Source organism: Raineya sp. (genome assembly GCF_053497555.1).
Genome location: NZ_JBRCWE010000006.1, coordinates 1 through 23796 on the forward strand (window position 1 = coordinate 1; position 23796 = coordinate 23796).

Sequence of the window (23796 nt, forward strand, 5' to 3'; positions counted from 1 at the left end):
TTTCAAAAGAATATTTAGATTTGGCAAGTTAATCGTCATTATTTGTTTCACTTAAACCCTTACTACTATGTCAGCAAAATTCAAAAAAGTAAAGGAAATCGTTGCTTCTATTGAAGCAGACGTAGAAAAATTCTACGACAAAGACAACCAAGCCGCTGGTACTCGCGTGCGTAAGGCAATGCAAGATTTGAAAGTGCTTGCCCAAGACATCCGAAAGGAAGTGCAAGACATTAAAAACAAAAAAGCAGCTGCCAAAGCAAAAAGCAGTGGAGCAAAAAAAGCCTCTGGCGGAAAATCTACTGCAAAATCAGGAGGAAAGAAAAAGTAATTTTCTCTCTACATCTTACTACAAAGGGCTTCCCAACGGAAGTCCTTTATTTTTCTGTATGCAAGTAAATTTGCCTTACATCAAAATTAGCGTATCTTTGCAAGCAAATAGTGCTGTATGAAAATATCTTACAATTGGCTCAAAACCTTTCTTGACCTCAGCGAAACACCCGAACACCTTGCCCAAGTGCTTACCCAAGCAGGTTTGGAAGTGGAAAGCGTAGAAAAAGTATATTTATATCAAGGCAAAAAGCTCAATAATGCCCTTGAAGGTCTGGTAATTGGCGAGGTACTTACTTGTGAAAAGCACCCCAACGCCGATAAACTTTCCAAAACCACCGTGAGTGTTGGCTCGGAAATTCTGCCTATTGTTTGTGGAGCAAGCAATGTTGCCCAAGGGCAAAAAGTAGTAGTAGCAACGGTAGGCACTACCCTATACCCTACCACAGGCGAGCCTTTTATGATTAAGAAAGCCAAGATTCGTGGCGAGGAGTCCGTAGGAATGATTTGTGCCGAAGATGAAATTGGTATAGGCGAATCTCACGAAGGAATAATGGTTCTGCAAACAAACTTGCCCAATGGCACACCTGCCGCAGAGTTTTTTAGTATTGAAACCGACTATATTTTTGAAATAGGGCTTACTCCCAATCGGATTGATGCCGCCTCGCATTTGGGCGTAGCCCGAGACTTGAAAGTGCTTTTGCAAAAAGAATTATGTCGCCCCTCCAATGCCCAATTTGTAGAAGGTACAGGCAAAGCTATTCAAGTAATTGTAGAAGACGCCCAAGCCTGCCCTCGCTATGCGGGTATTCTCATTGAGAGTGTAAGCGTGAAGCCCTCCCCTGTTTGGCTGAAAAATAGGCTAAAAGCTATTGGTCTGAACCCTATCAATAATGTCGTAGATATTACCAATTATGTCTTGCATCATTTAGGACAGCCTCTGCACGCTTTTGATGCCGATTGTATTGCAGGTAGCAAAATTATTGTCAAAAAACTTGCCGAAAATACACCTTTTGTAACGCTTGATGGCATAGAACGCAAACTCTCTGCCCAAGACCTGATGATTTGCGATACCGAAAAGCCACTTGCTTTGGCAGGTGTTTTTGGAGGATTACATTCGGGCGTTACAGAAAATACCACCAAAATATTTCTTGAAAGTGCCTATTTCCACCCTGATACCATTCGCAAAACAGCCCAAAGGCACAGCCTAAAAACTGATGCTTCCTTCCGTTTTGAACGAGGCACAGACCCCAATATGCCTGTGTATGCTCTTAAATTTGCTTCTGTACTGATTTCTGAAATAGCAGGAGGCAAAATCGCATCTGAAATTATTGACATCTATCCGCAACCCATTGCTCCTTTTCATTTTGAAGTACGCTACAAAAATCTGGATAGGCTCATTGGCAAATCTTTGGATAAAACCCTCGTTAAAAGCATTTTAAGTGGTTTGGAAATTGAAATATCCAAGGAAACCGAGCAGGGGTTCAGTGTGAGCGTTCCTCCTTATCGTGTAGATGTACGCAGAGAAGCCGATATTGTAGAAGAAATTTTACGCATTTATGGCTTCAATAATCTTGAGTTTAGTGAAAATTTGAGTGCTTCTTTTTTGGCATCTTTCCCCAAAATAGACAAACATAGGTTGCAACAAAAAGTTACAGAAATACTCAATGCCAATGCTTTTAATGAAATTATCACCAACTCTCTCACCAAACCCGAATACGCCCAAGTATTGAAAAATATTGATGAAGCTCAAAATGTGGTTATTCTTAATAAATTGAGCGAGGAGTTGGAAGTTTTGCGTCAGAGTCTGATTTTTTCAGGATTAGAAGCCATTTCCTACAACCTAAATCGCAAGCAAAAAGATATTAAAATTTTTGAATTTGGTAAAATCTATCGCAAAAAAGGCTCGCAAGGCAGTGTAACCGAAAAATACGAGGAGCAAACCCAATTAGCCCTTTGGGCAGTAGGCAATTGGAATGCCGAAGGCTGGCAACATAGCCCTGCCCCCAAAACTACTTTTCACCATTTCTACAACATTCTGGATAAAGTTTTGCAAAGTCTGAAAGTATCAGGTTTTACCAAGCAAAACGCAGATGAGCGTATTTTTGCTTATGGTTTGGCTTTGCAAAAAAATCATAAAATTTTTGCCCAAATCGGAGAATTGCAACCCTACATTCTCAAAACAGCCGATTTGAAAGGCTCTGTATTTTATGCCGAACTGGATTGGGACTGGCTCGTAGCCGAGTTTAACGATGAATTTACTTATCAAGAAATTTCAAAGTTCCCCGAAGTACGCCGCGATTTATCTTTGGTGTTGGATAAATCTGTTTCTTACCAAGAAGTAGAGCAAAAAGCCTTTGCATTAGAGAAAAAATTGCTCAAAGCTGTAAATATTTTTAGTGTGTATGAAGGCGAGCAATTAGGCGAAGGCAAAAAGTCTTATGCCATTAGTTTTATTTTGCAAGACGAAACGCAAACCCTCACCGACTCGCAAATAGATAAAACTATGCAGAAACTTATGGAAGGTTTTAGAAAAGATTTGGGAGCGATTATTAGAGATTAAACGGATTGGCTCAGTTCAAAACATTCGGAAGTGCTTTGTTGTTTTTGAGGGTGTTTAGGCTGAATTTATGAGATGGATTGCTTGTATTTTTGCTTTCTGCATTTTTCATCAGGCTTTTGCTCAAAACGATAGCACCAAAAGTATTTTTCGTTTGGGGGGGCAGCTGCATTATGGAACTATTTTTGCACACTCCCCCGAAGTAGAAAATACAGCAGGCTCATACCCTTGGGGAGTGCAATTAGAAGCAAATTGGCAAAAAATTTCTGAAAAAGTTTGGCAAAATTGTCTTTGCTATCCGCAATCGGGGCTGGTTTTGAGCTACTACAATTACGACAATGCAGTTTTGGGACAAAGCTTGCAAATAGGTTATTTTTTAGAACCTACCTTCAATCTTTCCAAACGCTTACAATTTACTTTGCGAGGAGTAGCGGGATTTTCGTACCTAAGCAATCCTTTTGATTCGCTCAAAAACCCCAATAACCGCTCTTACAGCTTGCCCGTGAGTGCTTATTTGAACGTAGCAGGGGGCTTACAACTGCACATAAATAAATTTTGGCAGTTTCAATGGCAAATCAATTATCAGCATATATCCAATGGTGGTATCAAAGACCCCAACAAGGGTATCAACTGGATTACTACTTCTGTGGGCTTACTTTATACTTTACACCCCTTTGAAATCCCCCAACGCCCCAAAACACCTTTTCAGCCAAGCCAAGAATGGGAAAAAGAGGCTTTCTTGTTTCTTTCTAACAAAGGAGCAGGTGTAGGGCAAAAAGAGCGTTTTATGATGATAGGTGCAGGCGGGCAGATACACAAACAAATAGGACGTTTGAGCATTGTAGGCGGCGGAACAGAAGTGTATTGGGACGGCTCTCTGCAAGAACGTATCAGGCAAGCCGATTTAAGCCAAAATGCTTGGCGTTGGGGAGTATTTGCAGGTCATCAGTTTGCTTTGGGCAAATTTCGTTTTACCCAACATTTGGGCTTGTATCTTTACAACGATACCGATTTTTTTCATTGGTGGTATCATCGTTGGGGCATTACATACGAGGCTTGGCAGAAATGGAAAGTGGGCTTTTCTATGAAAGCCCACCGCCATATTGCCAATTTTTTAGATGTACGTCTGCTTAAAGGCTTCTAATCATTTTAAGCTGATTTTTAAGACTTTTGATTTGAGCCTCTGTTTTGCGAATTTTCTCTTCAAAACTACCCCGAATAGCATTTTCTTTGCCCGAAACCTCAAAAAATCCTAAATTGTTGTTGAGCGTTGAAATTTCATCTTCCAATTGTGAAATTTTCTTACGAATGGCTTGCTCTTTTTTGGCGAGGTCTTTGGCAGAGTTTTTGCCATTAAGGTTTGCCCATTTAATTTCCACAATCAAATCAACGTAATCTCTTTTTTCGCCATCTTCTACCTTTTTAGCAAGCGATTTGAGAGCGTTGTAGAATTTGTCTTTAATTTTGGTAATTTGCTTGCGTGGCACAAAACCAATAGATTTCCACTCCTCAATGGCTTGGTCAATAAGGCTTTCTATATCAAAATTTGCCAAGTCTTCGGCAGAATAATTTTTCAGACGCTCACACAAAGCATTTTTCTTGTCGTAATTTTCTTTTTCCTCCTTATCTTTTTCTGCAAAAAAGCCGCGACGTTTATCAAAAAATTCGTCTAAAACTTTTCTGAATCGTTCTGCAATAGCTTCTTTCTGGTTTTCGGGTACTGCCCCAATTTCTTTCCATTGCTCTTGCAGTTTTTTGAGTTCTTCGGCAATTTCTTCCAAATTTTCTTCGGTAGCATTGCTAGCCAAACTTTCTGCTTTTTCGCAAAGGGCTATTTTCTGCTCCAAATTTTTCTGACGATTTTCGTCTAAACTCTTGAAAAATTCAGATTTTCTGCGGAAAAAGACCTTGAAGCTATGCCAAAATTCTTTGGTAATTTCTTTGGATTTTTCCAAAGGCACTTGCCCAATAGCTTCCCATTCTTTTTGCAGTTCCATAAGCTGTTGGGTAGCATCTTGCCATTGTTTGATTTTTTCGCCTACAAAGCTGGCAAATGCTTGGGCTTTTTGCAAAAGAGCTTCTTTTTTCGCAAGATTTTCTTGAAGTTCTTTTTTGCGTTCTTCTATGAGTTCTTTTTTACGGCTATAAATTACATCAGAGGCTTTTTTGAAACGCTCCCACAGGGCAGTTTGGTCTTCTTTGCTTCCTACGGGTCCGATATGTTTGTATTCTTCGTGCAATTCGGTAAGTTGCTTGATAGCCTCTTTGATAGAAGGCAATTCGGCTAATTTTTCTGCTTTTTCACAGATAGCGAGTTTAGCCTCGTAATTTCGTTTGCGGTCAAGTTCTTTGAGTTCATTGTAAATGCCTACACGGCTGTAATACATATCAATCAGGGCGTTGTAGCTTGCCCACAAGTTTCCTGATTGCCCTTTGGGTACAGCTCCTATTTTTCGCCATTCTTGTTGCAAATTCTTGACCATTTCGTTGGTCTGACGGCTTTCTTGTTCAAGTTGTATAAGCTCACGCAGTTTTTCAATAATTTCTTTCTTGCGTTCCAAATTTTTTTGGAGCGTTTCTTCTATTTTTTTCTGTATTTCTTTGCGTTTTTTAGCAACCTGATTGAAAATCTGATAAAATTTCGCTTCCGTAAGGCTTGGCTTATACACAAAACTATCTTCTTCGCCTCCTTCGGCAATGTATTTGTGTAGGGCTTCTTCTTTCTGATGAGCTACCCAAGCATCAAAAACAGGCTTTGTTTGCCTAAATAGCTGATACGCCTCTTCTACCTCTTGCTCGGGAAGTTCTTTTTTATGATACTTTTCAACCAAATGCAGGAGCTGTTCGGCTGAATAATGAGAAAAATCTTCTGTATGATTTTCCTCTGTTTCTGAAACAAGGCTTTCAGATGCCGTTTCTACCAAGTCTGCTTGGTTACCGAGTACTTTATCTTCTTCCATCATAAACAATACCGCTCTTTTACGTTTGCGAAATATTTTGAGGTGCAAAAATAGCATTTTTTTCAAAAGAAAACTATTTTTTAGGCTACTTTTTAGAAGGTCTTTGTTTTTTGTAAAAAAACTTTCTGCAAGCCGAGCATTTACCAAATTTTATTTGTAAATTCGCACAAAAACTGAAATCTTATGACAAAGATTGTAGGCAAAAAAGTTTTAGTTACGGGTGGAGCAAATGGCATTGGCAAACTTTTAGGAGAAAAATGTTTGCGTGAAGGAGCTTCCGATTTGATAATTTGGGACATCAATGCCGAAAATTTAGAGAAAACCACCCAAGAATTGAGCGATAAAGGTTATTCGGTGCATCCTTATGTGGTAGATGTTTCCGATTTAGACGATATTACGCGTGCCGCAACGCTTACCCTTTCAGAAGTAGGTAGGGTGGATATACTATTCAACAATGCGGGGATTGTGGTCGGAAAAAATTTTCACGAACATTCACACAAAGAAATTGAAAAAACCATCCGTATCAATGTTTTAGGGGTTATGCACGTAGCCAGATGTTTTGTAGGCGAAATGGTAAAGCAAAAAAGCGGGCATATCGTCAATATTGCTTCGGCGGCGGGGCTTCTTGCTAACCCGAAAATGAGTGTGTACGTAGGTAGTAAATGGGCTGTTTTAGGCTGGTCGGAGTCTTTGCGTTTGGAATTGGAGGAAATGGAAGGCGATTTGCACGTAACTACGGTTTGCCCCAGCTACATCAAGACAGGAATGTTTGAAGGCGTAGAAGCCCCTATATTAGCTCCACTGCTTGAACCCGAAGAAATCACAGACCAAATCATCAAGGCTGTAAAATACAACGAAATAGAAGTGAAAGCCCCTTGGTCGGTTCATCTGATACCCATTCTGCGAGGCATTATGCCTACACGTCTTTTTGATTTGCTCGTTGGCAAAGGCTTAAACATCTACAATTCAATGGCAAGTTTTGTTGGCAGACCAGCCAAAGAAGCTGTACCCGAAAAAGAAAAACTACAAAAGTAAAAAAGAGTGAGCAAATTTTGCTCACTCTTTATTTCCAATATACCCCTATTCCGAAAAGCACAACGAAAAGCAGCGTAGTGAGTGCCATTTGTTTAAGATAACTATCCAGCTCTAAACCTTGCAAATTCCGAACAGCCCAAGCATTTTTCCATAAAAGCGGTAATATAAGCAAAAACAAATATGCCTGCCATTGGGCAGAAATAAGCAAATTGTACCAAACTGCAAGCAATGTGGCAGAAATAAGCAAAAAATAATGATACCATACAGCCTTTGCTTTCCCCAAACGCACAGGAATAGAGTTTTTCCCTGCTTGGCTATCGCTTTCTATATCACGTATGTTGTTGATATTCAGAACAGCAACCGAAAACAAGCCGCAAGAAGTTGCAGGCAATACAATCAGTTTGTTCCACTCTTGGGTGTGTAAATAAAATGCTCCTATCACTCCTACCCAGCCAAAAAAAATTAGCACCGCCAAATCGCCCAAACCTACATAACCATAAGGTTTTTTGCCCATTGTATAAGTAATTGCTGCAACAATAGCCAGCAGACCCAGCACCAAAAAACTCAAAAAATGATATATTTGGGTTGTGCTTCTGAAAAAGGCTTCGTACAAGAGCCATATTCCCGAAAAAAGCGAGAAAAGTACAAAAACGAAAATCGCTTTTAGCATAGCTTTATGGCTTATCAAGCCACTTTGTACCATTCTTTGCTCGCCTTTGCGTGCTTGGTCTATGCCACTACGAGCATCGCCATAATCATTGGCAAGGTTGGAAAGTATTTGTAAAAAAATGGTGGTAGCAACCGTAAGCCCAAAAATCTTTGCCTGAAAACTGCCATACTGATACGCCAAAATAGCTCCCATTCCTACGCTACACAAAGCCAGAGGCAAAGTACGCAAGCGAAAAGCCCTAATCCAATATTTTATTTGCATACAGAAAAAGCTAAAATTTGGGCAAAGCTATAAAATTTGGGCTTAAAATTCATCTTTGCCATTTACTTTGATAGCCTCTAAATCCTCATCAATCATTTCCCAATGAGGCAAAATAAACCTTTGCGTTTGGCTATGGTCGGCTAAATCCAGCATACCATAGCCTTTATAGGTGTAAGAGCCTAATCCGCAAGCCAAAACAAAATTCTGAACCTTTGGGTGAGCATACAGCGTAAAAGGGAAGGTGTAACCTCGTATTTCGTAACGAATACCACTTTCTTGCAAGGTGTAAATGCGAGCAAACTTTTTATCGTTGTTCTTGATACGCTCTAAATATTCGGCATCGGGTACCACCTGAAATTTGCTAAATTCCTTCATTTCTTCGGGTGTATACAGATGAGAGGCTTCCATACGCGAAAGCGTAGCCTCGTAGATTAAATCGGAAAACAAACTGACCGAAGGCGAAACAAAGTGTTTGGCGTAAAAACTATTTTTATTCGGATTGGCAAGCACTATCGGCGAAATACACAAAAACTGCGTTTTATTGCCCAAATCGGGTAAAATTTCTTTTTCAACATATTCGGGTTTGAGCAAGAGTTCGCCAATATACAATTGTTCTTGCTGAAAAATTGCTGAAACAAGTTGTTTCAGAAAATTTCTGCTCAGGCTGGAAACTACCCAAGTAACTTTCGAGGAATAAAAGTGTAAGCCTTTTTGTGTAGTTTGGGTTTGCCCTTTCAAGCCCGAAAAGCTATAAGTATGCAAATTGTAGGTAGGTGGTAATAGTTTCATTACCAACTCATAAAGTAAGTGTTGATGATGAAAAGGCACACAAGCCCCTTTGTTTTTTAAGCCAAAAACGATTCTGACTCTCATTTCCTTCTTTGTTTTCGTGTTTTTGCAACACAATGTAAAGGGCTTTTGTTTGGATATTTTTTGCTTTTTTGTAAAATTTTGATTTACTTGAAAAAGTTTTCTCAAACCCTTTATTTTATGAAAAAAGCATCATTAAAAATTGCTTTTTGGGCAAAAGAAAACTCTCGCTTTGCTCAAACGCTTATCGTACTGATTTCCTTTGGGTTAGGTACGTTATTTTTTGTAGCGGGGGCTTTGTTGCAAGGTTCTTGGGAAATACCTGCCATTACGCCTTATTTTTTGCTGGGGCTAAGCCTTTTGTTGTTTTTTGGGTATTTCAGAGTAGGCAGTAGTTTTCTGCTCAAAAAAATTTGTATTGCCTTGATGTTCGGGGATGCCTTTTTGCTATTTGGGTATTTCGGCTATGAACAAGCCTTTGAAGCAAGCCGAGAAAATCCTTGGGTTTGGCAAAGTGCCTCCACCAACTTTACCGCTAGAAATAGCACTGCCACACACTGGTCGGAGGAAATACCCAATCATCGTAAAATGGCTCGCAGGCTCATTCGGCAGTATAAACCACTTTTCAAAACTTACACCAATAAGCACTTGAAAGGTGCAAGAAAGTTATGGGCAAAAATACTACTGACTGTTGCGGGTGCCGTAGTATATTTGTTTGTAATGGCATTTGTTGCCGCACTTTCTTGTTCGGCGAGTTGTTCAGGTTTTACAACTGAAGCGGCTCTGATAGGTTGGGGAGGCTTCTTTTTAGCAACCACAGGCTTGGTTTTTCTTTTGATATGGATTTGGAACGATAAACCACGTAAAAATCAATCTAACGAAGCATTAACCTACAAGGAAATACACTGATGTTTCTGCAATTTCAGAACCTTGCAAAATTTACATCTATCAAACATTTTGTTTCTACAAGGCAGGGAGGCATTAGCCCTGCCCCTTTTGATAGCCTCAATTTAGGTTTTGGCACAGACGATTTACCTGAAAATGTTGTTCAAAACCGAAAAATGCTCGCCGAAGCTACGCAAATGCCTTTAGAAAATTGGTGCGTACCACGCCAAACACACAGCGATAATATTTTGTGCATTTCTGTTTTGGAACGTGGAAAAGGAGCTTTTTCGCGAAGCAATGCCTTACCCGATACCGATGGTTTGCTTACCAAACACAAAAATATTGTTTTGGCGGTACAATCAGCCGATTGTGTGTGTTCTTTGTATTACGATACAGAAAAGCAGGTAATCGGGGCGGCACACGCAGGCTGGCGAGGCACACTCAAACTGCTTCCACAAAAAATGGTGCTAACTATGCAAAAAGAATTTGGCTCAAAGCCCGAAAATATTTGGGTAGGCATAGCCCCTTGCATAAGCGTAGAAAAATATGAAGTAGGTGATGAAGTTGTAAGCGAAGTAGAAAAAGTTTTTGGAACAAAAGAAAATTTCTTGTGGTGGAACGTTCAAAATCAAAAATTTCACCTCAATTTGCGATACTCACATTTATTTCAGCTTCAAGAAGCAGGCGTATCCCCTGAACGCATTGAAATAATGCCTCATTGCACATACACAAAAAAAGATTTGTTCTTTTCTGCCCGCCGCGATAAAAACCAAACAGGTAGGTTTGGAGCAGGAATTATGCTTGTTTGAGCTATACCCAAAACAGGTCGGCGGCAATTTGGTCTGCAAAGAATTTACCTTCGTCTGTCAGATACATTCTTGTACTATCCTGTTGTATTAGTTTTTGCTTTTCAAACTTTTGGAGCAAAACTTGATTTATCTGAAAGAAATCAGGATAAAGCCTTTGTATTTTAGGTTTTTCTGCCCCCCACTGGGTTCGCAAACTTGTAAGTAAATATTCGTTTAGTTTATCTTTGGCTGATAGTTGCTCAATGGTAGCGGGTACTTTACCTGCAAAAATTTCTGCAATATAGCGTTTGTTATCTGCAATATTGTATTGCCTGCTTACACCATTGTAAGAATGAGCCGAAGCCCCAATACCCAAATATTCAGCACCCAGCCAATAATTGGAGTTATGTTTGGAATAAAAGCCTTTTTGGGCAAAGTTTGAAATTTCGTAATGTTCAAATCCTGCACTTTTGAGCGTACCCATAAGCATTTGCATTTGCTCGCGTGCAAAGTTTTCGTCTATGGGTTGCATCTTGCGTTTTTCCAGTTTTTTACCAAAAACGGTGCGAGGCTCAATAGTAAGGCAATACGCCGAAAGGTGAGGAACACCCAAACCAAGTGCTTTCTGTAAGTCTTTTTCCCAAATTTGATGATTTTCGGCAGGAATAGCATATATCAAATCTATGGTTATATTTGAAAAACCAACATCTTGGGCAGTTTTTATGCAAGTTTCAGCTTGCTGAGCATCGTGAGAGCGATGCAAAAAAAGCAAGTGAGGCTGATGAAAACTTTGCACACCAATACTCAACCGATTGATGCCTATTTTTTGCAAAGTTTGTAGTTTTTCTCGGCTCAAATCATCAGGATTAGCTTCCAAAGTAATTTCGGTATGGGGGGTAAGTGTAAAAAAACGTTGAATTTGCTCAAAAATTCTCTCTAAATCTTGCAGATTCAAGAGCGAGGGAGTTCCCCCACCCAAATACACCGATTGCAGGGTTTTGTTTTGCAAATAGTTTTTTTGTAGTTCCATTTCTTTGCAAATAGCTTGTATCATTTCCTCTTTTTGAGCCATTTGCGTAGAAAAATGAAAATCGCAATAATGGCAAGCCTGTTTGCAAAAAGGGATATGTAGATATAGAGCTGACATTGGTATTCACAATATTGAATGGTACTAATCAAGTGTTTCAAAATTTTTCATAGCTTTGTATAATGCTCAAAAATACGAAAATTATGTCCTCAAAAGTTATTTTTCTTTTTCTTTGCCTAATAGTTTTGGCTTGCTCGCCCAAAAATAAAGACAAAAGCCAAACCAACTCACAAGTTGTAGATACAAGCAACAGCTTTCCCGAAGCTCTACCGCAAGCCCTAAAAGATGAGCGATTTTTGAATTTAGTCAAAGATATTAAACCTGCAAAATTTGTAGTGTATGCCGATGAAGTCCAAAGAAATTTTAGAACAAAAATTGCCCCGCAGATAGAAGATGAGAAAGATTTTGTAGGATTTTTACCTACCAAGCTCATACAAGAAATGGGCTTGCCACAGGTTGAGTTTGGCAAGGAAAACTGGGTATGGATACAAAATAAATGGGTACAAAAAAATTTTGTATTGCTTTTAGTAGGTGCTTCGCCCAAGGGTATGCTCAGAGAGCAAGTTGATTTTTATTTACTTACATTTCAGCTCAATGGTAAATTTATTGATTATATCCCTTGGGCTTATTTTGCCGAAATCAGCCCCACTACTGAAAAGAAATCTTTTTCATTCTGGAATGAATATGAAGTAAAAGCCCATTTTGAGGAAGTAAAACACTCTACCGAACAGAAAAGGTATATCAAGACTGTAATAACGTATGAACTCAGCGAGAAAGGCAAATTTGAACAAGTTTCTTTTATCAGAAGGGAAAGTTTGGAAAAAAATGAAGATATAGTCTTGGACGAGGAAAAAAGCATCGCCGAACTATATACCTTATTTCCATTTCAGCCCGAAGGCTTTTCTCTCTCCTCTCCTAATCTAAAAGTGAATGAAGATAAATCCAATGCCTTTTTAGAGCTTGAGCAATCAGATGATATGTCGCCTCCCCGAATAGTTTATTTTACCTACTTTACCGATAATGAAAAAAGAAAAACTTTTGGTTATCAGTATTTTGCACAAGGAACCGTAGGTGCAAGCGAACACGATATTCAGTTTTTCAGAGTTGAGGGTAAGATGTGGAAAAATGTAACCGATGAAATTTGCCCCTTATTGAGTTTCAAAGATTTTTGGGGCAGTTCCGCTGAATTGCCTGAACTCAAAATTCGCAATCACTTTCAGATTAAATATCAGTTGCCACAAAAAGGCACCAACATCATTGCTACTTTGGAAGAAATCCCGCTCATTGATGCAAACATTGAACCTGAACAATTTGAAAAAGTAAAAAAACAAATCACTTACAAAACCATAGAGCTAAACTGGAATATGGATAAAGCAATTTTTGAAATCAGGAAAAAAAGATAATCGGCAACGTAAGACTTTGTTTTTAAGCTCATAGAACTTTCTCACTGCGTAATAGGCACGTTTTTGAGTATATTTTCAATAATTTGCCTTGTAGTAATGCCATCGGCTTCGGCTTCGTAGTTCAGAATAATACGATGATTGAGGACATCAACGGCTACCTCTTTGATATCTTCGGGTAAAACAAAATCTCTTTGGTTCAGATAGGCAAGAGCCTTGGCGGCTCGGTTCATACTGATAGAAGCACGCGGCGATGCCCCAAACTGAATGTATTGAGCTTCCTGATTTAAGCCATATTCGGCAGGCGAGCGAGTAGCAAAAACAAGCTCAATGATGTATTTTTCCAAAGTTTCGGAAATGGTAATCTGATTGATTTCGTCCCGAATTTTGGCAATATCTTCTTTATTGAGTATAGCAATTATTTCAGGCTTGAAATTGATATTTGCCATTTTTCGCATTACGGCAAGTTCTTGCTCTTTGCTCGGATAGCCCACAAAAATTTTCATCATAAACCTATCTACTTGGGCTTCGGGCAGTGGATAGGTTCCTTCTTGCTCTACGGGATTTTGCGTAGCAAGTACCAAAAAGGGATAATCCAGTGGATACGTATTTTCGCCAATGGTTACTTGTCTTTCTTGCATAGCTTCTAAAAGAGCTGATTGTACTTTGGCAGGCGAGCGATTGATTTCATCGGCGAGTATCAAATTGGCAAAAATGGGTCCTTTTTTTACTTCAAACTCTGCTTCCTTAGGGTTAAAAATCATCGTTCCTACCAAATCGGCAGGCAAAAGGTCGGGGGTAAATTGTATGCGTTGGAAAGATAAATGAAGGGTTTTGGCAAGCGTACTGATAGTGAGTGTTTTAGCAAGCCCAGGCACACCTTCCAAAAGAATATGTCCATTCGTAAAAAGTCCTATCAGTAGCCGATTTATCATTTTTTCTTGCCCTATCACCACTTTTCCAATTTCGGCAAGCAGTGTTTGTATTTTTTCCTGATTTGACATAAGTTTTTTTGGCTTTTGGCTTTTTTGGTAATATTTTTGCAAGGCAAAATAAGAAAAATTAGGTGGAAAATGCTTGCAAAAAAATTTTTTTGTTGGCTCGTAGGCTTACTTTTGGTGTTTGGAGCACCTGTATTGCAGGCTCAACCTAAAACCAAGAAAAAACCACGCTTGCCCGAAAATGTCTATGAAAAAGATACCTTTCGCTACCAAAAACTGCCTTACGATACTGCCAAATACGAAAAAGGCGAACCCATAGAACTCTTGAGCGGAGCTTTGCAGAGCGAAGGTTTTGGTTATGATAGTCTCGTAAAAGTTACAGGCAGAAACATCACAGTCAAGCAAGGAAACCGATACATTTTTTGCGATTCGGCATATTTTTATCCTCGCAAAAACTTTGTCAAAGCAATGGGCAATGTGCAAATCACTGATGATGTAGGTACAACCCTTTCGGCTCGGCAAATGGATTTTGATGCCAACTCGGGAACGCTAATGGCTCGCGGCGATGCCAATTTTACCAAAGACCAAACCAATGTTCGTGCCCCCGCCATAGATTACAACATCAATTCTAAAATTATGTACTATTATGGCGGTGGTAAGCTCTCCGATGCCCAAAACGAACTCACCAGCGAAGCAGGAGCTTACGACACCAATACCAAAAATCTTTTTGCTCGTAAAAATGTGAAAGCCAAAGGCATCAGCGATGACGGCGAGCCTTACGAAATTCGTTCCGATACCCTTTCTTACAACGATTTCAGCAAGAATATCAAAATCTTGGGCAAAGAGGCTCAAATCAAAACCAAAGAAGGCATTATTTATACCACTGACGGAGAGTTTAATACCAAAACCAAAAAATCCAAACTCAAAGGAAAACCTCGTATAGAAACAGACGAATATTCGCTCAAAGGCGATTTTTTAGATTACGACCAAACCCAACAACGAGGCGAAGCCGAAGGCAACGTTGAATTTTTTTCTAAAAAAGATAACGTTTTCATCAATGCGGGAAAAGGTAAAATGAACGGCAAACAGGGAATTTCGCTTTTCTACGGAGGCAGAGCCTTTATGCGTATGATTGACGAGGACAAAGATACGCTATGGATTGTAGCAGATACCCTCGTTTCTATTGGTACAAAAATGGAAGACAAAGAGCAAAAAGCCAAAAAAACGAAAAAACAATTGGAGGAAGATAGCTTACGCAATGCCCAAGAACCCAAAATGCTTTTTGCCTACCGAAATGTAAAGATTTACAAAAGCAATTTGCAAGGGCTTTGCGATTCGCTTACTTACAATATGAAAGACTCGGTGATACATTTTTTTCGTATGCCTATTCTTTGGAGCAAGAAAAATCAAATTTCTGCTGATTCCATTCATATTCTCACCAAAAATAACAAACCCGATAAGCTCGTAATGCGGCACAATGGCTTTATTATTTCCAAAGATAGTGCAGGCAACTTCAACCAAATCAAAGGAAAATTCATTGACGCTTTGCTCAAAGATAGCAAAATGGACAAAGTTTTTGTCAGAGGCAACAGCGAAAGTATCTACTTCCAATTTGATGAAAATGAGAATTTTATCGGAATGTATAAAGTAATTTGTGGGAGCATCAAAGCTGAATTTGAAGAAAATGAGCTTTCGGAAGCTACCTTTTACGAACAGATAAACGGCGAACTTATCCCCCCTCACGAATTGCAAGAAGGTAATAAAAAATTAAGTGGTTTTTCGTGGCAAGAGGAGTTTCGCCCCACAAGGCAAAATATTTTAGAACCCCCTAAACCTCGTAAAGCCATTAACCCCGTAGCCAATACCCCCACCGAAGGCAAACCCCAAAATACGCCTACTCTGCAAAATAAACCCAATCCGCAGAAAAAACGAGACACCCTAATGAAACTCGGAAAAGAGGAATGAAACTTTTTTGTAGTAAATTTGTTTTAACAATAAATGTTAAAACATTAAATTTATGCAAAAGATAGTTCATCGTGCCAAAGAAAGAGGCTATGCCAATTTTGGTTGGTTAGAAGCCTATTATTCGTTTAGTTTTGCCAACTATTACAATCCTGAAAAGGTACATTTTGGAGCATTGAGAGTGCTAAATGACGATAAGATTTTGGGCGGAACAGGTTTTGCCACCCACCCTCACGATAATATGGAAATTGTAACTATCCCTCTGGAAGGCGGGTTGGCTCACGCCGATAGTATAGGACAATCGGGGGTAATTCTCAAAAATGATGTGCAAATTATGTCGGCGGGCAAGGGCATTTATCATTCCGAAAAAAACGCTTTTGCAGACCAAATTACAAAGCACCTGCAAATATGGGTTTTTCCTAAAATTCGTAACATTGAGCCTCGTTATGCCCAAAAATCTTTCTCGCCCGAAAGTTATCAAAATCGTTTGCAAGCCGTAGTTGCCCCCGATAAGCCTGATGCCCTGTGGATAAATCAAGATGCTTACTTTTGGCTTGGCAATTTTGAAAAAGGGCAAAAAACAAGCTATCAAATCCAAAAAAAGGGAAATGGTGTTTATGCCTTTGTAATAGAAGGCAAAGCACAAATGGCACAAGAAACGCTCCAAAAGCGAGATGCCGTGGGCGTATGGGAAACTGATAATTTAGAAATTGAATTTCAGGAAAATACTCAAATTTTGCTGATAGAAGTGCCAATGAAAATTTGAGGCTAACACTTTTTCGGTGCTTGAAGCCAAGCACCGAAAAAGTAAGCAGTTGAGAAAACTATTAGGATACAATCTTTTGCCAGATGTTTCTGAGTGAAACTTCTTTTTCAATTACGCTATTCAGCTCGGAAATAGGCAAACGCACCTGCTCGGCAGTATCTCTATAACGCAAAGTAACGGTATTGTCTTGCAAAGTTTGGTGGTCAATGGTTACGCAAAAAGGCGTACCGATTAAATCCATACGCGTATAATTTTTGCCAATAGTGCCTTTCTCTTCGTAAATAGTGTTAAAATCATAACGAAGTTGCTCAAATACTTCACGAGCTTTTTCAGGTAAGCCATCTTTGCGTAAAAGTGGCAACACTGCTACTTTCACGGGGGCTATTGCAGGGTGGAACTTCAAAAATATACGTTTGGTTTCTTCACCTTTGGCGTTTATTTTTATTTCTTCGGTATAAGCATTGCAGAGAATTGCCAGAAATAGTCTATCAGCACCGATAGAGGTTTCCACTACATAAGGCAGATAGCGTTGCTTGTCTTTGTCTGTAATTTCATCATCAAAATATTGGAGTTTCTTTTTAGAAAACTCTTGATGTCTGCCCAAATCGTAGTCGGTACGCGAGTGTATGCCTTCCAATTCTTTGAAACCAAAAGGGAATTCATATTCAATATCCAAGGCGGCATTGGCATAATGAGCGAGCTTTTCGTGTACGTGAAAGCGTAATTTTTCGGCAGGTAAGCCCAGAGCCAACAAAAACTTATATCTTTTTTCTTTCCAATATTCGTACCATTGCATTTCGGTACCCGGACGGCAGAAAAATTGCATTTCCATTTGCTCAAATTCACGCATACGGAAAATAAATTGCCTTGCTACAATTTCATTCCGAAAGGCTTTTCCGATTTGGGCAATGCCAAAAGGAATCTTCATTCTGCCTGTTTGTTGTACATTCAAGAAATTGACAAAAATACCTTGTGCGGTTTCAGGACGCAAATAAATTACGGAGGCTTCATCAGCTACCGAGCCCAAGAGCGTGCCAAACATCAGATTAAATTGCCTTACTTCGGTCCAGTTGCTTGTACCCGAGACAGGACAAACAATTTTTTCCTCTTGTAGTAGCCTGCCCAAACCCTCAAAATCTTCTTTTTCTAGCAAAATGTTCATTTGGCTAATGAGTGCGGCGGCTTTATCAGGGAAACCCTGCTCCTCGTATTCGTAGGCTTTTGCCTCAATGAGGTGGTCTACGCGATAGCGTTTTTTAGAATCTTTGTTATCCACCATTGGGTCGTTGAAGCTATCCACGTGGCCAGAGGCTTTCCATACCAACGGGTGCATAAAAATAGCGGCATCAATGCCAACCACATTTTCGTTGAGCATTGTCATTGCCTTCCACCAAACCTGTTTGAGGTTATTTTTGAGTTCTACGCCATTTTGCCCATAGTCATAAACTGCTTGCAAGCCATCGTAAATTTCGGAACTTGGGAAAACAAAACCATATTCTTTGGCGTGAGCTACAATTTTTTGCAGAGTTGCCTCTTCAGGGGTGATTTGTGATTTATTTGCCATAACGAATTTCAAAAAAGTTTAGCGTTTGATATTCAAGCCTTTAAGAGCTTTATCTTTATCGCTCATTCAGGCTTTATATTTTCAAGGCTTTTTCTTGCTACTGCTTTTTGTTTTTTCCTTATCGCTTTGTTCTTGGGCAAGTTGTAAGCACTCTTCAAGAGTTAGCGATTTGGGTTCTTTTCCTTTGGGGATTTTTACATTTTGCTTACCAACTTTGATGTACGCCCCATACCTACCATTGAGAACCTGTACTTCTGAATTTTCAGGAAAAGTTTTGATAATTTTTTCAGAGTCGGCTTTGCGTTTGGCTTCAATAATTTCAATGGCTCTCTCTTCGGTAATGCTGTAAGGGTCATCATCTTTACCCAAAGAAAAGAACTCATTTCCCATTTTCACATAAGGACCGAAGCGTCCAATAGCTACCGTCAGCGTTTTTCCTTCGTAAGAGCCTACCTCGCGAGGCAACTTAAATAGCTCTAAGGCTTCTTGCAAAGTAATCGTTTCCAAAAACTGCCCTTTTTTGAGTTTGGCAAAAAGAGGTTTTTTATCGCTACCTGCTTCGCCAATTTGCACATAAGCTCCGTATTTTCCCAATTTGGCAAATACCTTTTCGCCTGTTTCGGGGTGTATGCCAAGCTCTCGGTGGGCAACTACCTCGCTTTTCTTGATGTCTTCGGTTTCTTCTATTTTGGGGTGAAAGTCTTTGTAGAAATTTTTTATCATTTTCACCCAATCTTGTTTGCCTTCGGCAATTTCGTCAAATTGTTTTTCTACTTTGGCAGTAAAAGAATAATCTACAATGCTTTCAAAATGATTTTGCAAAAAATCATTGACTACCATCGCTACATCGGTAGGGAAAAGTTTGGCTTTTTCCGAGCCAACGATTTCGGTTTTGGTTTTGACAGAAATTTTACCATTTTTGAGGGTTATCTCCTGATATTTTCGCTCTTTGCCCTCTCGGTTTTCTTTCACTACATAGCCCCTTTTGAGTATGGTAGAAATGGTAGGAGCATACGTAGAAGGTCTGCCTATGCCTAATTCTTCTAATTTTTTCACCAAACTTGCCTCTGTATAGCGAGCAGGCGGACGCGAAAAACGCTCCAATGCCTTCATTTCAAGCAGTGGCAAATCTTGTCCTACTTGCAAGGGAGGTAACATTTTGCTGGTGCCCTCTTCATCTGCTTCTTCGTCGGTATCTTCCAAATATACTTTCAAAAAACCTTCAAACTTGATTACTTCGCCTTCGGCAAAAAGCAGTGCGGGGCTAGTGGATATATCAATGGTAGCGATAGTACGCTCTAATTGAGCATCAGCCATTTGTGAGGCAATAGCACGTTTCCAAATGAGTTCGTAGAGGCGTTGCTCGTTGCGGTCGCCATCTATTTGGTGTGCCGAAAAATCCGTAGGGCGAATAGCCTCGTGAGCTTCTTGGGCTGTTTCGGATTTGGTTTTGTACTGACGCGACTGCACAAATTTTTTACCAAAAGCCTTTTCTATTTCTTTTGCCGCCGCACCGATAGCTTCTTGGGAAAGGTTCGTAGAGTCGGTACGCATATAAGTTATTTTTCCTGCCTCGTAAAGTTTTTGGGCAATGGTCATTGTTTGTGCCACCGAAAAACCTAACTTGCGGCTAGCTTCTTGTTGGAGTGTAGAAGTTGTAAAAGGCGGTGCAGGCGATTTTTTGGCAGGTTTGGTTTCTAAATTCTTGATAGAAAACTTTGCCCCAATACAAGATTGCAAAAAGGCTTGTGCTTCCGCTTCAGTACTGATTTTATCTTTGAGTTCGGCAACGAGGGTTTTTCCGCCGCCCACATCAAACTGGGCTGTAATTTTGAAAGTGGAAGTTGCCTGAAATTTCTCAATTTCTCTTTCTCTTTCTACAATCAGACGCACTGCTACCGACTGCACTCGCCCTGCCGAAAGCCCCGATTTGACTTTTTTCCAAAGAACAGGCGAAAGTTCATACCCTACGAGGCGGTCTAAAATACGGCGAGCCTGCTGAGCATTTACCAAATCTATATCAATTTTACGCGGATTTTGAATAGCTTTCAAAATCGCATTTTTGGTAATCTCTCTGAAAACAATTCTTTTGGTTTTGCTATCGTCCAAATCCAAAGATTCTTTCAAATGCCAAGAAATTGCTTCGCCCTCGCGGTCGTCGTCAGTGGCAAGCCAAACATTTTCAGCTTCTTTGGACATTTTTTTGAGTTCCTTCACAATAGCCGTTTTATCGGGCGAAATTTCGTAGGTAGGTGTAAAGTTTTTTTCAATATCTACGCCCAAACCTTTTTCAGGAAGGTCGCGAATATGCCCATAGCTGGAACGTACCGTGAAATCTTTGCCTAAATACTTTTCAATGGTTTTGGCTTTGGCGGGCGATTCCACAATCACAAGGTTCTTCATAAGAGAAATGAGTTTGGCGTAAAACTGCCAAAAGCAGGCAATTTTTGGCACAAAAATAAAAACTTTTGCAAAAATTTCGTAAAAAGGTGAAAGTTTTTACGTTTTACAAGCGGTTATACTTTTTGGGAACGCTAAAAGGAAAATCAAGAGGTGTATCGGAAATTTTGGTTTTTTTATGGTCTATATCCAATTTGAGCTGAAAAACCCCTTGGGCGTTCCGATAGTTGAGTGTTATTTGGTTTTTATCGGGGAAAAGCCCTTCTGCCAAAGGCTGAAAATCGCTGTATAGAATTTGCAACTGACTGCCTCGCTCCGTATCACTCACCCATAGTTTTTCCATTTGGCTATCTTGCAAACGCAAGTAGTTATCTACTTGTAAAAATTTCATTCTTTGGCGAACAATGTAGTGGGAAGTATCTTTTAGCACTCTTTTTTCGTCAAACTCCTTAATGGGCATTTCGCCGATAAGAATAGCCTGACAAAGAGCATAATTCAGAGAAATACCATATTGCTCGCTTAGTTGCTCAAATGAAAAACTTTGGTAGGTTTTGGCTTGATAGTTCAGAAAGCGAATGGAGTCTTTATCAATCAGAATACGCATACCTTCTACACCTACATTTGCCTGCAAAGAAAGCCAAATGAGGCTATCTTTACGGATTCGCATTGTAGTCTTGAACTTTTCCTCATTGGTGCCGTCTGTAAAATCAATTTTGGAATTGGAAGAAAGATACTTAAAATTCAGCAAAACAGGTTTCTGAGGAAGCGAAAAAAAGTTTTCTTTGCTTTCTTGGATATTTTCCTCTTTGGCTGGTAGAGGGTTTTGAATAACTTGCGTGTTATCTTTGACAGGTTGTATTCGCTTTTTTCGGCAAGAGCTACCCAAAAAAAGCAAAGCAAAAGCAATAAATAAAACAAATATCAGCCCTCGCCCTTCTGCAAAAGAAAAGGACGACCTATTTTGTGAAACTATTGAGTGATTCATTTTACTCGTAAAGCTGTTTGTCGGTTAATTTTTTAGAAAGCAAGGTACTGCCGCCTTTAAGGTCTTGGGCTTTTTGCCAATGGCTTATGGCTTTTTCTTTTTCGCCCATTTTGAAATAAACATCGCCGAAAAGTTCTTGCAATCTTGCCCCTTTTTGAAATTTATGAGCATTTTCAAGGGTTTTAAGAGCCTCCGAGAGTTTATTTTGCCGATACTGCACATACGCAAGCGTATATAAGAATTCACCATTTTCGCTTTCCGCTTCTACTATTTTACGAGCTATTTTCAAGGCTTCATCAAGTTTTTGTTTTTTGTAAGCCAGAAAGTAGGCATAAAAATTCAGAAAATCGCGATTTTCGCCAAAAGTAGGTTGTAATTCTGATATGATTTTTTCTGCTTCATTAGCTTTACCTTCTGCCAAATAAAGCTCGGCAATTGCAATTTCAAGGGGGGCGGATTTGTTTCTACGAACAAAACTTTTTCCTTGCTCATAGCTTTCAAGAGCCTTTTTGTAATTTTTACGCTCAAAACAAGCCTTTCCATTGTACCACCATATTTCAGGCTGAGTAGGGTACAAATCCAAAGCCTCTTTGGAGTGTTCAAGCAATTGTTCTATTTCGTAAAGTTGCCAATCGTACCACAGAAGCCTTTTCCAAGCCTCAAAATTGGTATTATCCAGCTTTACAACCTCTTTGTATGCCTCTTGGGTTTTGGTAAAGTTTTTTTGCTTTTCAGCCTCTTGGGCAAGCATTAGCCAAGCCTCAGCATTTTGGGGTGTATTTTTTACTACTTGCTCAAAGTTTTGAGCCTTTTTATCTACAAAGTTTTTCAAAATTTCACTTCTCACTTCATCAGGTAATTGGCTGTTTTTCAGCAAATCGCTTGCTAATTGCTCTTTTTGAGAATTTTTATTTTGCTTCTGATAAGTGTATAGCAGTTGCAGGTGGGTTTGGAAAGTATAATCGGCTTTTAGTTTGGAAAGCAAAAACTGCTCGGCTTGGGCATCTTTGCCATTAAGCAGTAAAATTTTGGCATAATTGGCTTGCCATTCAGGCTTTTCGGGGTAAAATTTGGCTAATTTTTCTGCTTCTTTGAGTGCTTCGCCAAGATTTTTTTGTTCCAAAAAAATTTCTTGCTTTGCAAAATTGATATGCTCCATTATGCCGTGCTTACGTTCCAAATCTTCGTATATTTTGAGAGCTTTTTCGGGTTTTTGAAGTTTCTTGTGGTAAAGTTCCGCCAAATCTTTCCAATATACTTCGGAATTAGGAACTTTTTTATCAAACATTTTTTCGTAAATGCGAGCGGCGTCATTAAATAAACCTTGCTCTTGATAAATTTTTATCAGAAGCAGGTAATAATAGACAATGTTGCTTTCAAGGTCAATGGCGGCGGCGGCGTATTCGGTAGCTTCGCTGTATCGTTTGAGCTGAAACAATGTGAGTGCAATCTGATAATTGATACCTGAACTTTTAGGATTTATCCTAAGAGCTTTTCTGAAATTGCTCAAAGCCTTTTCATATTCTTCTACAGCAAAATCAAAAAAACCTTCCATTAGGGCTGTTTCTGCCATAAGGCTGGTTTGCCTTTCTTTGTTGAAAATGGGGTTTTCAAACGAGCCATCTTCGCCTAAAATTTCTTTGGCTTTTTTGGTGCGGTCTTTACCTTCTTTTTCGGGCTGGGTATGTTGAGCAAAATCTATCTGCCAAACGCCAAGCAAAACGAAAATTATCCACAACTTCCTTGTCATAAGAAACGCTTTTAAGCAAAGATAAGCAAAAATCAATCCGAATTGGTATTTTCAGGAGATTTTTTTAGGTTTGAAAGAGGCTTTTCCTGCAAAATTTTCTTTTGCAACTCCAAAATAGCTCCTACCAAGGCTTCGGGGCGAGGCGGACAGCCCGGTACGTATACATCAACAGGAATAATTCTATCAACTCCTTTTACGACGTGATAGCCGTGTTCCCAATAGGGTCCGCCACAATTGGCACAGCTACCCATAGAAATTACATAACGAGGTTCAGGCATTTGCTCGTAGATGCGGCGAATGCGGTCAGCCATTTTGAAAGTAACCGTACCCGAAACAATCAGCACATCAGATTGGCGTGGCGAAGTGCGAGGAATTACTCCAAATCTATCCAAGTCGTAATGTGAGGCATACGTTGCCATCATTTCAATAGCACAGCAAGCCAATCCAAAACTCATCGGAAATAACGAAGAAGCTCTTGCCCAATTGAGCAAATCTTCCAAACGTGTAGTAATAATTTCGGCTTCGCCTGTTTTCATAGTTTGCGATTTTCTACTATTTTCCAAAGAGAACGACTGGTAAGCGTGCTTTGTTTTACAAAGATAACAAAATTTTGATTTTGCAAAATGCAAACTTTTGCCATAAAAA

19 protein-coding genes and 1 pseudogene are annotated in these 23796 nt (G+C 39.6%); 9 read left to right on the forward strand and 11 right to left on the reverse strand.

Translation table 11 applies throughout. From position 1 onward, the window contains the following. Nucleotides 1–67 precede the first annotated feature (67 nt). Both ACWITO_RS00550 and pheT read left to right on the forward strand, forming a co-directional pair. A pseudogene (locus tag ACWITO_RS00550) lies at nt 68–241 on the forward strand (histone H1); the annotation flags it as partial. A 204-nt stretch (nt 242–445) separates the two neighbouring features. After that, a complete protein-coding gene (gene pheT, locus ACWITO_RS00555; protein WP_448528057.1) occupies nt 446–2890 on the forward strand; it encodes a phenylalanine--tRNA ligase subunit beta in 2445 nt (814 codons plus the stop codon). A 10-nt stretch (nt 2891–2900) separates the two neighbouring features. On the opposite strand, the gene ACWITO_RS00560 is transcribed toward pheT, so the two are convergent. Beyond that, on the reverse strand, nt 2901–3059 hold the full coding sequence (locus ACWITO_RS00560) for a hypothetical protein (protein ID WP_448528058.1): 159 nt from the start codon (nt 3057–3059) through the stop codon (nt 2901–2903). Here ACWITO_RS00560 and ACWITO_RS00565 point away from each other — a divergent pair. Then, nucleotides 3042–4031 carry an acyloxyacyl hydrolase gene (locus ACWITO_RS00565; protein WP_448528059.1) on the forward strand — a complete coding sequence of 330 codons (990 nt, stop codon included), beginning with the start codon at nt 3042–3044 and terminating at the stop codon, nt 4029–4031. The genes ACWITO_RS00560 and ACWITO_RS00565 overlap by 18 nt on opposite strands. Here ACWITO_RS00565 and ACWITO_RS00570 read toward each other — a convergent pair. Next, on the reverse strand, nt 4018–5895 hold the full coding sequence (locus ACWITO_RS00570; protein ID WP_448528060.1) for a DUF349 domain-containing protein: 1878 nt from the start codon (nt 5893–5895) through the stop codon (nt 4018–4020). The genes ACWITO_RS00565 and ACWITO_RS00570 overlap by 14 nt on opposite strands. A 135-nt stretch (nt 5896–6030) precedes the next feature. Here ACWITO_RS00570 and ACWITO_RS00575 point away from each other — a divergent pair, with 135 nt between their 5' ends. After that, complete coding sequence (locus tag ACWITO_RS00575; RefSeq protein WP_448528061.1) at nt 6031–6882, forward strand: SDR family NAD(P)-dependent oxidoreductase; 852 nt, start codon at nt 6031–6033, stop codon at nt 6880–6882. A gap of 28 nt (nt 6883–6910) precedes the next feature. Here ACWITO_RS00575 and ACWITO_RS00580 read toward each other — a convergent pair whose 3' ends face one another. Continuing rightward, on the reverse strand, nt 6911–7813 hold the full coding sequence (locus ACWITO_RS00580) for a 1,4-dihydroxy-2-naphthoate polyprenyltransferase (RefSeq protein ID WP_448528062.1): 903 nt from the start codon (nt 7811–7813) through the stop codon (nt 6911–6913). Between the two features lie 42 nt (nt 7814–7855). Further along, on the reverse strand, nt 7856–8686 hold the full coding sequence (gene cas6 / locus ACWITO_RS00585) for a CRISPR-associated endoribonuclease Cas6 (RefSeq protein ID WP_448528063.1): 831 nt from the start codon (nt 8684–8686) through the stop codon (nt 7856–7858). Nucleotides 8687–8803: 117 nt separating this feature from the next. Here cas6 and ACWITO_RS00590 point away from each other — a divergent pair, with 117 nt between their 5' ends. Together ACWITO_RS00590 and pgeF are read left to right on the forward strand one after the other, a co-directional pair. Continuing rightward, nucleotides 8804–9532, forward strand: coding sequence for a hypothetical protein (locus ACWITO_RS00590; protein WP_448528064.1), 729 nt, complete (start codon nt 8804–8806; stop codon nt 9530–9532). Continuing rightward, nucleotides 9532–10317 (forward strand): peptidoglycan editing factor PgeF, encoded by a 786-nt coding sequence (pgeF, locus tag ACWITO_RS00595; protein WP_448528065.1) that lies wholly within the window; start codon nt 9532–9534, stop codon nt 10315–10317. The genes ACWITO_RS00590 and pgeF overlap by 1 nt, the downstream gene beginning before the upstream one ends. Before the next feature lies 1 nt (nt 10318). On the opposite strand, the gene hemW is transcribed toward pgeF, so the two are convergent. Further along, nucleotides 10319–11443, reverse strand: coding sequence for a radical SAM family heme chaperone HemW (hemW, locus tag ACWITO_RS00600; protein ID WP_448528066.1), 1125 nt, complete (start codon nt 11441–11443; stop codon nt 10319–10321). A gap of 83 nt (nt 11444–11526) precedes the next feature. On the opposite strand from hemW, the gene ACWITO_RS00605 reads away from it, so the two are divergent. Continuing rightward, nucleotides 11527–12786 (forward strand): hypothetical protein, encoded by a 1260-nt coding sequence (locus tag ACWITO_RS00605; RefSeq protein WP_448528067.1) that lies wholly within the window; start codon nt 11527–11529, stop codon nt 12784–12786. A 41-nt stretch (nt 12787–12827) separates the two neighbouring features. On the opposite strand, the gene ACWITO_RS00610 is transcribed toward ACWITO_RS00605, so the two are convergent. Then, nucleotides 12828–13787, reverse strand: coding sequence for an AAA family ATPase (locus ACWITO_RS00610; RefSeq protein ID WP_448528068.1), 960 nt, complete (start codon nt 13785–13787; stop codon nt 12828–12830). A 69-nt stretch (nt 13788–13856) separates the two neighbouring features. Between ACWITO_RS00610 and ACWITO_RS00615 the strand changes: the two genes are divergently transcribed. Both ACWITO_RS00615 and ACWITO_RS00620 read left to right on the forward strand, forming a co-directional pair. Then, nucleotides 13857–15689: an OstA-like protein gene (locus tag ACWITO_RS00615; protein ID WP_448528069.1), complete on the forward strand. Its 1833-nt coding sequence runs from the start codon at nt 13857–13859 to the stop codon at nt 15687–15689. Between the two features lie 52 nt (nt 15690–15741). Beyond that, nucleotides 15742–16452 carry a pirin family protein gene (locus ACWITO_RS00620; protein ID WP_448528070.1) on the forward strand — a complete coding sequence of 237 codons (711 nt, stop codon included), beginning with the start codon at nt 15742–15744 and terminating at the stop codon, nt 16450–16452. A gap of 61 nt (nt 16453–16513) precedes the next feature. On the opposite strand, the gene ACWITO_RS00625 is transcribed toward ACWITO_RS00620, so the two are convergent. The 5 genes from ACWITO_RS00625 to ACWITO_RS00645 form a co-directional block, all read right to left on the reverse strand. Continuing rightward, nucleotides 16514–18016: a glycine--tRNA ligase gene (locus ACWITO_RS00625; RefSeq protein ID WP_448528071.1), complete on the reverse strand. Its 1503-nt coding sequence runs from the start codon at nt 18014–18016 to the stop codon at nt 16514–16516. An 81-nt stretch (nt 18017–18097) separates the two neighbouring features. Continuing rightward, nucleotides 18098–20419 (reverse strand): type I DNA topoisomerase, encoded by a 2322-nt coding sequence (gene topA / locus ACWITO_RS00630; RefSeq protein WP_448528072.1) that lies wholly within the window; start codon nt 20417–20419, stop codon nt 18098–18100. 103 nt (nt 20420–20522) lie between these two features. After that, nucleotides 20523–21401, reverse strand: a complete 879-nt coding sequence (locus ACWITO_RS00635; RefSeq protein ID WP_448528073.1) for a DUF4292 domain-containing protein — start codon at nt 21399–21401, stop codon at nt 20523–20525. Nucleotide 21402: 1 nt separating this feature from the next. Beyond that, nucleotides 21403–23151, reverse strand: a complete 1749-nt coding sequence (locus ACWITO_RS00640) for a tetratricopeptide repeat protein (RefSeq protein WP_448528074.1) — start codon at nt 23149–23151, stop codon at nt 21403–21405. Between the two features lie 32 nt (nt 23152–23183). Beyond that, complete coding sequence (locus tag ACWITO_RS00645; RefSeq protein WP_448528075.1) at nt 23184–23687, reverse strand: NADH-quinone oxidoreductase subunit B; 504 nt, start codon at nt 23685–23687, stop codon at nt 23184–23186. Nucleotides 23688–23796 lie beyond the last annotated feature (109 nt).